This window comes from Ureibacillus sp. 179-F W5.1 NHS, assembly GCF_045369345.1.
Classification (GTDB): Bacteria; Bacillota; Bacilli; order Bacillales_A; family Planococcaceae; genus Ureibacillus; species Ureibacillus halotolerans.
The window spans coordinates 1-12815 of the sequence record NZ_JBIQFG010000017.1 but is presented as its reverse complement, the minus strand read 5'-3'; the positions used below and the strand labels follow the sequence as shown (position 1 = coordinate 12815).

The window sequence follows — 12815 nt, the reverse complement described above, 5'->3', positions numbered from 1 at the left end:
CGAATGAAAACAACACCGCTTATCGGCAACGTGTACACGTATGCAATTAGCGGTGTTTAATTAGCGTTTTCATCATGTAAAATTCCCGATAAACACATTTTCGTTTGGGCAATCGTATAGTCATTAATAGTAAAATGTTTCTGTAAAGCCCATTTACGAAAGGCCCATGCCTGCCCTTGAACTACAATATGATTTGCTGCTAAATAGATATCATTATCGGTTAATGCCATCTTTCCAGATTGCACACATTTTTTTAAAATTCTCTCAAACAGCGCCACCATTTCGAATTCTTTATTGAGTACGTAAACTTGTGCATTTTTCGGTAATGTCTTTGTCTCTTGATACATTATGGTAAATTCATCTACCATACTATCAATTAGTAAAAAATACTGTTTGATTGCCTCTTTCAGTTCTTCAATCGTTCCAGAGCTTGTAGAAATTTGTGATAGTCTTTTCGTCACTTGATTATAAATATCATCACATACTAAATAGAGAACGTCCTCTTTTGTACGTATATATTCGTACAATGTCCCTATGCTAAATCCGGCAGCTTTAGCAATTTCCCTTGTGGTCGCCCGATGAAAGCCTTTTTCTTTAAATAATTTGAGGGCAGCATTTACAATTTGCCTTCGACGCATTTCAATTAAACTTTCATCTTTAACTGATGACTTGACTAAAATTTTCTCACTCTTTTCTGTCATCGATTATTTCGTAAGCATACGAGAGATTACTAATCGTTGAATCTCTTGTGTCCCTTCATAAATTTGCGTAATTTTCGCATCGCGCATATATCGCTCTACCGGATATTCTTTTGTATAACCATAGCCTCCAAAAATTTGTACGGCATCAGTTGTGACAGACATCGCAGTATCGCCTGCCATTAATTTTGCCATTGCCGATGCTTTACCATAAGGAAGATTGTTCGATTCTAACCATGCCGCCTGGTACGTTAATAACCTTGATGCTTCTACTGCTGTTGCCATATCTGCTAATTTAAACGAGACGCCTTGATTGGCTGCAATTGGCTTTCCGAATTGGACACGTTCTTTCGCATATTCTGTCGCCGCATCTAATGCCCCTTGTGCAATTCCGACAGCTTGTGCTGCAATTCCATTCCGTCCACCATCTAACGTTTTCATTGCGATGATAAAGCCTTCTCCTTCTTGACCGAGCAAGTTTTCCTTTGGTACTCGACATTGATCAAAAACAATTTCCGTTGTAGGTGATGAACGAATTCCCAATTTCTTTTCTTTTTTCCCAACAGTAAATCCAGGGAAACTCGATTCTACAATAAATGCACTTGTTCCTTTATGCTTAGATTCAGGATCGGTTACCGCAAACACAACATAAGTATCAGCGATTCCACCATTTGTAATAAATATTTTGGAACCGTTTAATACGTACTCGTCGCCTTCTCGTTTTGCAGTTGTTTTCATACCACCTGCATCACTACCAGAGCCTGGTTCAGTTAAACAATAAGCTCCAATCTTTTTTCCTTCCGCCATTGGTCGAAGATATTTTTGTTTTTGTTCTTCATTACCGAATTTAAAAATAGGCCATCCAGCTAATGACGTATGGGCTGATAACGTGACACCCGTCGATGCACAAACTCTGGATAATTCCTCAACAGCAATACAATAAGCTAAATAATCGAAGCCGGCTCCACCGTATTGTTCTGGCCATGGAATACCCGTTAAACCGAGTTCAGCCATCTTATCCCAAATTTCCCGATCAAAACGTTCTTCCTCATCCCGTTCTGCAGCAGATGGTGCAACTTCGTTTATAGCAAATTCCCGTATCATTTGTCTCAATTGTTCATGTTCTTCTGATAATTGAAAGTTCATCTTGTCATATCCCCCATCAACTTTTCATTGGTTAAAAAAAAAATCAATATATATCCCTTTGTATTTTATAACTGTTTACTAATGACGATTTTTTGTATTTCACTTGTACCTTCATAAATTTCAGTTACTTTCGCATCTCTAAAATATCTTTCAACTGGGTAATCTTTCGTAAAACCATAACCTCCAAATATTTGCACAGCTTCGGTTGCAACTTGAACAGCAGTTCTAGATGCAAACAATTTCGCCATAGAAGCTTCTTTACCACAAGGTAAACTTAACGAATGAAGGTTTGCTGCTTTGAAGATTAATAATTTCGCCGCTTCTACCGCAGTTGCCATATCCGCTAATTTAAAACTAACCCCTTGATTTGAAACAATTGGCTTCCCAAATTGTATGCGTTCTTTTGCATAATTTGTGGCAGCATCTAATGCGGCTTCTGCAATCCCTAAACTTTGAGCAGCAATACCGATCCTTCCTGCATTTAAATTTGCGATGGCAATTTTAAACCCTTCGTTTTCCATCCCTAATAGGTTTTCTACAGGTACTTTCATATTTTCAAAGGTTAATGGGACTGTTTTTGAACCATGAAGCCCCATCTTCTTCTCATTTTTTCCTACAATAAAACCAGGTGTATCCTTTTCAACAATAAAAGCTGAAATACCTCGAGAGCCTTTTTCTGGATTCGTCGATGCGAATACAATATAGACGTCCGCTTCTCCACCATTTGTAATAAAAACTTTGGATCCATTTAAAACATAATGATCACCCTGTTTTACAGCCTTTGTTTTTAAGGCACCTGCATCTGAACCAGCTTCCGGTTCGGTTAAACAAAAAGCACCTAAATATTCTCCCGTTGCTAATTTTGAAACATATTTATTCTTTTGCTCTTCCGTTCCAAAGTAGAGAATCGGGTTCGTTCCTACTGATGTGTGTACCGAAAGAATTACCCCTACAACAGCACTAATTTTCGAAATTTCGTTGATTGCTAGAATGTAGGAAGTAAAGTCCATCCCTGCACCACCATATTTATTTGGTACAGTTATCCCCATTAAACCTAACTCCCCCATTTTTTTTAGAATCTCCCTCGGAAATTCTCCCTGCTCCATTTGTTCTACGAATGGTGCAATTTCAGTTTCCGCAAATTGACGAACCATATCGCGCAACATAATTTGTTCTTCATTAAAGTTAAGATTCATGATGTCCTCCTTAATCTTCATAAACATAGAAGCCGCGGCCCGTCTTTCTCCCTAACCAACCTGCTGCTACATATTTACGAAGCAGTGGACAAGGGCGATATTTACTATCTCCCAATCCTTCGTGTAAAATTTCCATAATATATAGACATGTATCTAAGCCAATGAAATCCGCTAACGTGAGTGGACCCATTGGATGATTCATTCCTAGCTTCATCACATCATCGATTGCCTCTTTTGTGGCAACCCCTTCATAAAGGGCAAAAATCGCCTCATTTATCATCGGTAGCAATATACGGTTAGAAATGAAACCTGGGAAATCATTTACTTCTACCGGTGTTTTTCCAAGTTGATGAGTCATTTCCTCAACGGTTTTATATACTTCGTCTGCTGTTGCAAGACCACGGATTATTTCTACAAGTTTCATTACAGGAACAGGATTCATAAAATGCATGCCGATTACTTTTTCCGGTCTTTCAGTTACAGCAGCAATTTCTGTAATTGGTAAAGAAGATGTATTTGTCGCTAAAATAGCATGCTTAGGTGCTATTGCATCAAGTTCCTTAAAAATAGTTTGTTTAATATCCATATTTTCTGTTGCTGCTTCGATTATCAAATCAGCATCAAAGGCATCCTTTAAATCTAATGACATAGTAATTCGATTTAAAATTGCTTCCTTTTCTGCTTCTGTTTTTCTTCCCTTTTCAACATCCCTCGATAAATTTTTCGTAATAACATGAAGTCCCCGTTCAAAAAACTCTTGTTTCATATCATTAAGTTTCACTTCAAACCCTGCTTGAGCAATCACTTGGGCTATTCCTGATCCCATTTGTCCTGCTCCAACAACCATCACCTTTTGAATCGTCATATTTCAATCCCCCATTATGTTCGAACGTTTTTTACCTAGTTGAAACAATTTTGTTATTGTTTTGGTACTTCAATCATGATGGCATCTCCTTGACCACCACCTGAACAGATGGCTGCAATACCAATACCTCCACCCCGGCGTCTTAATTCATAAGCTAAAGTTAAAATAATTCTCGCGCCTGATGCTCCAATTGGATGTCCTAAAGCTACTGCTCCCCCATTCACATTAACTTTTTCTGGATCCAATCCTGCAATTTGATTGCTCACTAATGCTACAGCAGCAAACGCCTCGTTTATTTCAATTAAATCTATATCATCCACAGATTTTTGTGTTTTCTTTAATAATTCTTTAATGACAATACCCGGTGTTTGAGGGAAATCCTTTGGTTCCACTCCAACTTCCGCATGTCCTAATACATAAGCAAGTGGCTTACGTCCTTCACGCTCCGCCCGTTCTTCGCTCATTAACACAAGGGCGCATGCCCCATCATTTACCCCTGGTGCATTACCTGCTGTAATTGTTCCATCCTTGTCGAAGGCTGGTTTCAATTTTGATAACGCTTCCATTGTTGTGTCTTTTCGAGGTGCTTCATCTTCTTGAATTGTCGTAACATCACCTTTACGACCCTTTATTTCAATTGGAACAATCTCTTCAGCAAATTTTCCTTCTTCTATTGCTTTGATAGCTAATTGATGACTGCGAACTGCCCATTCGTCTTGCACATCCCGTGAAATATCAAAACTACTCGCTGTTTCATTTCCGTAAGTGCCCATATGAACATTATTTGGATGAAAGGCACAAGATAGTCCATCATATACCATTCCATCTACTAACTTCGCATCTCCCATCCGAAGACCCCAGCGTCCTTTTGGTAAATAGTAAGGTGCGTTGGACATAGACTCCATACCACCGGCAACAATCACCTCTTCCTCTCCCAACCGAATGAGTTGATCTGCTAGTGTGACACTCCGCATCCCAGAAGCACATACTTTATTGATCGTTTCTGTTTTAACTGTGTAAGGAATGCCAGCTTTTGTTGCTGCTTGCCTAGAAGGAATTTGCCCTTGGCCCCCTTGTAAAACTGTTCCTATAATCACTTCTTGTACTTCCTCTGGTTGAATATTTGCTTTTTGTAAGGCGGATTGAATGGCATTTCCTCCAAGATCACTCGCTGAAAGAGATGCAAGAGAACCTCCAAATTTACCAAATGGTGTTCTAGCCCCTTCTAAAATAACTGATTTACTCAAAATCCCCATCCCCTTTGTTTTTGAATAAAAATTGTTATGCTTCTGAGCTTCATTTTCCTTTAATCAATTTGATAGATTAAGATTATCCAATCGACTGAACGCTCGCTCAATTTATTTTTAATAAAAAAGGGAGTCATTTAGAACTCCCCTTTTCATCTTTAACTTCATTTTACAGAATACTGATAAATTATTCAATTTCAACTTTTCTAAATTTTACATTTTCGCTTAATTTCTGCATAAAAATGTTGAAAAAAACAATAATTTTGTTCCATCTTATCAAAAGAAGTCGATTCCCAATTAGTTTCTATCTATTTATTTCTTAGTCACTTGCAATTACTTGCTAACTGTCTCTAGTTCCTCCTGATTTTCTACGGAGATTTCAAAACTTTTATCACCAAATACAGAGCGTTCTAAAAGTTCGGCGATATCATAAGTACCGACTGTTTCTTCCACTTCCTTCGCCTTTGTACCATCCGACAGCATTGTTAAGCAATATGGACAGCCTGATGAAATAATGGAAGCACTTGTAGCTAATGCTTGTTCTGTTCGAGCAACATTAATTCGGTTACCAACATGTTCCTCCATCCACATTAAACCTCCACCTGCTCCACAACACATAGCCGTTTCACGATTTCGTTCCATTTCAACTAGGTTTACACCAGGAATCGCTTTTAAAATTTCCCGTGGTGCATCATATACGTCATTGTAACGACCTAAATAACATGAATCATGGAATACAATTGTTTCATCAACTCGATGGTTTAATGTTAATTTCCCTTGCTCTACTAGCTCATATAATAGTTCCGTATGGTGATAGACTTCCCCTTCCCATCCGAAATCTTTATATTCATTTTTGAAAATGTTATAGGCATGAGGATCAATCGTTACAATTTTCTTCACTTCATTTTTCTCAAACTCTTCAATATTAGCTGTTGCAAGCTCTTGGAATAAAAATTCATTTCCTAATCGGCGAGGTGTATCACCGGAGTTTTTCTCTTTATTCCCTAAAATAGCAAATTTCACGCCTGCTTCATTCATTAATCGAGCAAAGGACAGAGCGATTTTTTGTGAACGACTATCAAAGGATCCCATCGAGCCGACCCAGAATAAATAGTCAAAACCTTCTCCTGATTTTTTCGCTTCTTTTACAGTCGGAATATGAATAGATGAATCAAGGTCTCGCCAGTTCTCCTTTTCTTTACGGTTAAGACCCCAAGGATTTCCTTGACGTTCGATATTGTTCATAGCCCGTTGAGCATCGGAATTTACTTTTCCTTCTGTCATCGTTAAATAACGGCGAAGATCAATGATTTTATCTACATGTTCATTCATAACAGGACATTGGTCTTCACAGTTTCGGCATGTTGTACAAGCCCAAATTTCCTCTTCTGTAATAACGTCTCCGATTAATGATGGACTATAAATATCCTCAACGATTGCCCCTTCTGCCCCTGCAGCCATTGCAAGTTGATTGCCCTTTGAATTGTTAAAGGCAAAAGCAGGAACCCAAGGCTTTTGTTTCGTTGTAACAGCACCTGTAAAAGTTAAATGATCACGTAACTTAACGATTAAATCCATCGGGGACAGCATTTTACCTGTTCCCGTTGCAGGGCACATATTCGTACAACGGCCGCATTCTACACATGCGTATAAATCGATTAATTGTTTTTGAGTAAAGTCTGTAATTTTACCAACACCAAAGGAAGGCATTTCTTCTTCATCTTCCGCCTCTTCCATCGCATCGAAATTAATTGGGCGAAGCGTACCAGCACGGTCTAATCTGTGGAAGTAAACGTTTACAGGGCCAGAGATAAGATGGAAATGCTTTGATTGCGGAACATACACTAAGAATGTTAATAAAATCAGTAAGTGTACCCACCACATAATATAAAATCCTACTGCAGCAGCTTCAGCTGGTAAGAAACTAAATATAGCAGCAATTCCTGAGGCAATCGGCTCACTACCAGTTAAGCCATGATTATGCCAAATAATTCCCATGCCGTTTCCAACTAATGTGGAAACCATTAATCCACCAATAAAAATTAATACTAGTCCATTTTTCCAACCTCGTTTTAGACGAACGAGCTTTTCAATATACCGACGATAAAAAGCTCCAAAAACGGCAACTAAAATGACCGCAGCTACAATTTCCTCAAATAACGTAAATACTTGATATAGTTGTCCTAATGGAAGGTGTGATCCTGGAGCTAATCCTTTCCAGATAAAATCTATAGCCCCTAATTGAACGAGAAGAAATCCATAGAAAAATAAAACATGGATAAATCCGCTTTTTTTATCTTTTAATAATTTAGATTGTCCAAAAACATTGACCCAAATTTTTTCGAGTCGCATCATAACATTGTCATTAAATTCTTCTTTCTTCCCAAGCTTTACAAACTCATATCGTGTTTTTAACAGATAAACAAACAATCCTACTGCGTATAGCACGACCGCAATAAACAACACCCAGTTTGCAATTAATAATGCATTCATTTCTTCTCCCCCTTATCTCTTTTTCCCCTTTGTTTCTGTTTCTATTGATTATTCCTATCAACCTATAATTATGATTAGCATTGATTAGAAATCTCTTATTATTCTGTTTTTATTGTAAAATATGAATGAGCATTCAGTCAATGTATTGTTCGGAAATTTCTAATTATATTAAAATTTTCTTTCTTTATTCGTCTTTTTTCTATTTATACCTTCTTTTCAAAATAAAAAACAATCCTATTTATGTAGGATTGTTTTAATTACATTATTTAAATACATCTCCGCCTCGAATATATTCCACATCACTTACTTGTAAACGGAAATTGACAACACGGGCCGCTGCAAAGAAATAATCCGATAATCGATTTAAATACTTTTGTACAACGGTAGGAACATCTTCTTTTTCGTTCATTAACGTCACTACTCTCCGCTCTGCACGACGTGTAACAGTACGAGCAATGTGAAGAGTTGCAGCTGCCGATGTTCCGCCTGGCAAAATAAATCTTTTTAATGGAGGTGCTTCATCAGATAAAGTATCAATACGTTTTTCTAGCACCTCAATGGATGATTCTTGTAGAGTATATTGTCGTTCCTTCATTACATTGGCCAAATCTCCGCCACAGTCAAATAATTCATGCTGAATCGTTTGTAAGTCTTCAATTAAATCTTGAAAAATCGTTGAGTCTAATTCCGTTATCGCTTTACCAATAAAAGAATTTAATTCATCAATAGTGCCATAAGCTTCTACACGTAAATCGTCCTTATTGACACGTCCGCCCATTAAGCTCGTTTTTCCTTTATCCCCTGTTTTCGTGTACAGTTTCATTGTAACGCCCCTCTTCGATAAATTTGAATTGCTTCCACTGTCGCTTCAAAAACGCCCCTCCCTATTACTTTACCAACTTCTGTAATAGGCCCACCATATTGCATATATTCTCCCTGCTGAGTCGCCGCAATAAGTAAGCTATCGGTCGGTGTACCTGTTGCCATCGTATTAGAAATGGTATCATACACCTTTTCATGATGTAATGCTTTCGTTTTCGCTTCTGTTGCAGTCATCATGCCTTGAACAAATGCTTCATCAGATAATTTTCCGTTAACAATTACCCACGTATTAATCGTTCCAACATGATTCTTATTATCCCTATCATATGAACGGGATACATCTATTGCGTTTCCAATTCCTGCTGTGACCATAACGATAACGCTTCCAAAAGGAGCTTCATATTGTTTTACAATAGCGTTTTTCGTATGAACTGCCGTCATCATGCCGACCGTATTCGTAGGGGAAAACCCTTCTTCGATTAAATATTGTAAAAACTCTTCTTTCACTTGATAAATATTATAATCTTGTTGAACAGTTCGATTAATAAAATTTGAATACCAACCTAATCCAGCATTATGAACTGCTGAAGATAAAACCCGTAAAGGAAAAGCAGATTTACATTCAACGTATTCATCTGTTATTTTTATATTCTCTACTGTAATTACCTTTTCCTTTGCAAGCTCGTTTAAATCAGGTAATATTGTCATTTGAGGTTTTGGTTGCTCCGGATGGGCTTGCATTGAAATTCTTGCTTTATATACATCCATTATTTGATCATCGATTAATACTTCATGGGGAACACCCTTTGCCCTTACTTTTCCATCCTCCATTAATAAAATTTCATCACAATATAGTGAAGCTAAATTAATATCATGAAAAACAGAAACAACCGTTAAGTCGTGATTCGTTACTTCCTTGCGAATCATATCTAATATTTGCTTTTGATGGGCAATATCTAAATGGTTTGTCGGTTCATCAAGTAAAAGTAAACTAGAACATTGGGCTAAAGCTTGAGCTATAAAAACCCGCTGTTGCTCTCCTCCCGATAAATATTCCAATTGAGCTTTTTCAAATTTCCTTACGCCTGTTTGTTCCATTGCATTAACAACTGCTTTTTCATCTTCTGTTTTCCAACTGGAAAAAAATCCAGACTGGTGAGGATAACGTCCTAGGGAAACGGTATCTCGAACCGTATTCGAAAAAGCTGTTGCATGTAGCTGTGGTAAAACCGTCATTTTTTTTGCTAATTGTTTCGGAGAGTAATCTTTAATTTCTTTACCATCAACATAAACAGTTCCCGTTGATGGTTTCATAATGCCGCTAATCACTTTTAATAAAGTGGATTTCCCACAACCATTTGGACCAAGAATACCTAACATTTTCCCTTTTTCCACTTCAAAGGAAATGTTCGAAAGTATTGGAGTTGAACCATAACCTCCAGAAATATTTTGGACCTTTAACATAACCTCACCCCCTACTTTTTCTTTGTTTATAAAATATAAATGAAAAAACAGGTGCCCCTATAAAGGCTGTAATTACACCTATCGGTAGTTCTGAAGGGGAAATAATCGTTCGGGAAACTAAATCACAAATAATTAATAGACTAGCTCCGTTAAAAAAGGACAAAACCAATAGATGACGGTGGTCTGCTCCCCATAGCATTCTTGTCATATGAGGCACAACTAAACCAACAAATCCGATTGTACCCGAAACAGCAACGGCTGCCCCTGTTAACATGGAACCTCCAGCTAGTATTGCATACTTACTTTTCTTTACATTTACCCCTAACGATTGGGCCCGTTCGTCTCCATACATCATGGCATTCAACTCTCTTCGGTTGAGCCATATAATAATTGTTCCAATAATAATAAAGGGTACAATCATTTGAACGTACGGCCATCCGCGCATGGAAACACTACCTAAAAGCCAACCCATAATTTCACGTAATTGTTCTCCTGTTAGGGCAATCATTAAAGAAATACAAGAACCTAAAAAGGAACTAAAAATGACCCCGGTTAAAATGAGCGTTTCCATTTTCATCGTTCGATCCACGAGTCGAGCAAAGGTTAAAACAAGAACCATTGTCAAAAAGGCACATATCATCCCTACAAAAGGTAACGAATATGAACCTATTATAGGAAGGGAAAGTCCAAAGAAAATTGTTGCTACCGCTCCAACAGATGCCCCCGAAGAAATACCTAATGTATAAGGGTCCGCCAGTGGATTTTTCAATAAGCCTTGAAACGCAGCTCCCGCAATCGCTAATGCGGCGCCTACTAAACCAGCTAAAACAACCCGGGGCATACGTATACTCCATAAAATGTTGTAGGCACTTTCATTCGTTTCTTTATCCCACAATGTTGAAAAGGGTACTTCTGCTGTTCCTATGGAGACACCTAACCAAATGCTAATTAATAATATTCCGATAGAGGAACTATAGGCGAAGAACATTTTTCTTTTCACACTGTTCCCTCATTCCTATTTTCTAGTAATCTATTTATCATAAATAATATTGTCATTGTTTCAATACCTCCCAAAAGGCAAAATAAAAAGTCTCTCAGTTTACGAGAGACTTTGAAAAATCGAAAAATAAACACTCCATCTTTACTGCCTCCCTTATCCTCGTAAGGTGCTATTCCTAACCATAAAGGCAGGTCTCCTGGCTCATGTTCATCGCAAACCTTCCCTTCCCATTACTTTTGTAACAGTGGACTGTAAGGCACGCTCCCATTTACAGTTGCGGGACAGCGTCGGAATTTCACCGACTTCCCTTTTACTCTTATAACAAAATCGCTATAAGAACCTTTATGTGTCATTATGAAGTTGTTCTTCCACATTATAACTTATAAAAAACAATTGTATAGAAAGATTTTAATAGAAAAAGGTAATTAAATAACTCTCCTATAAAGAATTATTTTTTGCCGTCTCTTGCAAAGCTGATTCGGCTAACTTTTTAATCGTTATATCATCCATAGGCGGATTATGTAGACCTGCACGAACATCTCGATAAAACCGTTGAAGAGGATTTGTCCGTTGCAAACTTTTTGCCCCAACTACTCGCATAGCCTTATCTACTACTTGGATTGCCCCATTCGTTACGACATGTTTTGCGACGTTTACAGCATTCATGATCGTTATTTTTTCCTCTTCCGTTACTCTTTTACCTTCTTTTTCTTTCCCTTTGAATTCTACATAACTTTGGGCAGCTCCATATAATGTAAAACGTGCCTTCGCTAATTCTAATTCGATTTCACCTAGTAAGGATTGAACGTTAGGTAAAGAAGCAATCGTTCCTTTTATACTGTTTGGAGAATGGGTATTGGCAAACTGAAGGGCATAATCCTGCGCCGCTTGAGCTATTCCTAAATAGGTTGCAGGAATAAGAAGTAACCAACCGTTCAACTTAAAACTAGCACTATTATTCGGTAACTCAACTAAGTCTGATTGATCAACATGGACATTTTCAAGGACTAAATCGTGACTAGCTGTACCTCGCATCGCCATCACATCCCACGTTTCTTCAATCGAAACACCGGAGTTATCTTTATGAATTAAAAAGAAGCCAATTTGTTCTTTTTCTTCAATCCATGCGGAAGTTAAGAAATAATCAAGGGCAAAGGATCCCGTTGTATAGCTTTTGCGCCCGTTAATTACCCAATGATTCCCTTCCCTTTTAGCCGATGTGCCCGGTCTTCCCCCTCGAATAGGACTACCTGTTGCAATTTCGCTTACTGCCCGATTAATAATAGCTCCTTTTTCTACTTCTTTTGCAAAAGCTGATAATTTTGATGGCTCCCAATATTGATTTTCATATAACTCTCCTACAGTTAATAGAGTCCAGCCTATAGCTAAAGCGGTACTACCATCATAACTCCCTAATGTTTCTTGGAGGAGAATCGAATCATAAACATTAAAACCTTCTCCCCCTAACTGTTTCGGTAAAGTTAATTTTGTATAGCCGATTTGACGTAATTGATGAATATGTTCAAGGGGAAATTGCGATTGTTCGTCGATTTGTTGAGCAGCCTTTTTAAATGGTTCCTCTAACGTTGCCAACTTTTCTATCCAAAAACGTTGCGGTTCTGTTTTTACAAACAATTGTTTCAAATGACCCATCTCCTAAAAAATTTATGTTATCCGTACCTTTCAATAAAATCATTTTACTTTTTAAGTTTTCCCTACGTCAATTCATAGTGCTCCGATATGAATTAAATCAATATTTCACCTTTTCGATTTATTTCTACCAATGCAAATAAAAAACCAGTCCCTTTTGAACTGACCCAAAAAAGTTAGACATATTTTGTTAGGCGGCTTCCAAGACCTTTGTTCGGTATTCTACCGGGCTTA

The 12815-nt window shown here is 37.8% G+C and carries 10 protein-coding genes and 1 riboswitch; all 10 genes read right to left on the bottom strand.

Translation table 11 applies throughout. The annotated features are described in order from the left end of the window. Positions 1-56: 56 nt before the first annotated feature. The 10 genes from ACH0B5_RS09455 to ACH0B5_RS09410 all read right to left on the bottom strand — a co-directional run bounded on the left by ACH0B5_RS09455 (position 57) and on the right by ACH0B5_RS09410 (position 12575). Complete coding sequence (locus tag ACH0B5_RS09455; protein ID WP_122971428.1) at positions 57-701, bottom strand: TetR/AcrR family transcriptional regulator; 645 nt, start codon at positions 699-701, stop codon at positions 57-59. 3 nt (positions 702-704) lie between these two features. Then, entirely contained in the window at positions 705-1844 is a 1140-nt protein-coding gene (locus ACH0B5_RS09450) for an acyl-CoA dehydrogenase (protein ID WP_122971427.1), read from the bottom strand. Between the two features lie 65 nt (positions 1845-1909). Continuing rightward, positions 1910-3040 (bottom strand): acyl-CoA dehydrogenase, encoded by a 1131-nt coding sequence (locus ACH0B5_RS09445; RefSeq protein WP_122971426.1) that lies wholly within the window; start codon positions 3038-3040, stop codon positions 1910-1912. A 10-nt stretch (positions 3041-3050) separates the two neighbouring features. Then, positions 3051-3905, bottom strand: coding sequence for a 3-hydroxybutyryl-CoA dehydrogenase (locus ACH0B5_RS09440; RefSeq protein ID WP_122971425.1), 855 nt, complete (start codon positions 3903-3905; stop codon positions 3051-3053). 53 nt (positions 3906-3958) lie between these two features. Then, complete coding sequence (locus ACH0B5_RS09435; protein ID WP_341361771.1) at positions 3959-5152, bottom strand: acetyl-CoA C-acetyltransferase; 1194 nt, start codon at positions 5150-5152, stop codon at positions 3959-3961. Positions 5153-5485: 333 nt separating this feature from the next. Next, positions 5486-7645, bottom strand: a complete 2160-nt coding sequence (locus ACH0B5_RS09430; protein ID WP_341361770.1) for a (Fe-S)-binding protein — start codon at positions 7643-7645, stop codon at positions 5486-5488. Between the two features lie 262 nt (positions 7646-7907). Next, a complete protein-coding gene (locus ACH0B5_RS09425) occupies positions 7908-8468 on the bottom strand; it encodes a cob(I)yrinic acid a,c-diamide adenosyltransferase (protein WP_122971422.1) in 561 nt (186 codons plus the stop codon). After that, positions 8465-9931: an adenosylcobinamide amidohydrolase gene (locus ACH0B5_RS09420; protein WP_122971421.1), complete on the bottom strand. Its 1467-nt coding sequence runs from the start codon at positions 9929-9931 to the stop codon at positions 8465-8467. The genes ACH0B5_RS09425 and ACH0B5_RS09420 overlap by 4 nt, the downstream gene beginning before the upstream one ends. A 4-nt stretch (positions 9932-9935) precedes the next feature. Next, positions 9936-10919: a FecCD family ABC transporter permease gene (locus ACH0B5_RS09415; protein ID WP_122971486.1), complete on the bottom strand. Its 984-nt coding sequence runs from the start codon at positions 10917-10919 to the stop codon at positions 9936-9938. 181 nt (positions 10920-11100) lie between these two features. After that, positions 11101-11290: riboswitch (cobalamin riboswitch) on the bottom strand. Between the two features lie 79 nt (positions 11291-11369). After that, positions 11370-12575: an acyl-CoA dehydrogenase family protein gene (locus ACH0B5_RS09410; protein WP_341361767.1), complete on the bottom strand. Its 1206-nt coding sequence runs from the start codon at positions 12573-12575 to the stop codon at positions 11370-11372. Positions 12576-12815 lie beyond the last annotated feature (240 nt).

Coding starts and splice junctions, on each gene's coding strand:
- ACH0B5_RS09450 (WP_122971427.1), bottom strand. CDS start 1,844: ATGAACTTTCAATTATCAGAAGAACATGAACAATTGAGACAAATGATA.
- ACH0B5_RS09430 (WP_341361770.1), bottom strand. CDS start 7,645: ATGAATGCATTATTAATTGCAAACTGGGTGTTGTTTATTGCGGTCGTG.
- ACH0B5_RS09445 (WP_122971426.1), bottom strand. CDS start 3,040: ATGAATCTTAACTTTAATGAAGAACAAATTATGTTGCGCGATATGGTT.
- ACH0B5_RS09425 (WP_122971422.1), bottom strand. CDS start 8,468: ATGAAACTGTACACGAAAACAGGGGATAAAGGAAAAACGAGCTTAATG.
- ACH0B5_RS09455 (WP_122971428.1), bottom strand. CDS start 701: ATGACAGAAAAGAGTGAGAAAATTTTAGTCAAGTCATCAGTTAAAGAT.
- ACH0B5_RS09440 (WP_122971425.1), bottom strand. CDS start 3,905: ATGACGATTCAAAAGGTGATGGTTGTTGGAGCAGGACAAATGGGATCA.
- ACH0B5_RS09420 (WP_122971421.1), bottom strand. CDS start 9,931: ATGTTAAAGGTCCAAAATATTTCTGGAGGTTATGGTTCAACTCCAATA.
- ACH0B5_RS09415 (WP_122971486.1), bottom strand. CDS start 10,919: ATGTTCTTCGCCTATAGTTCCTCTATCGGAATATTATTAATTAGCATT.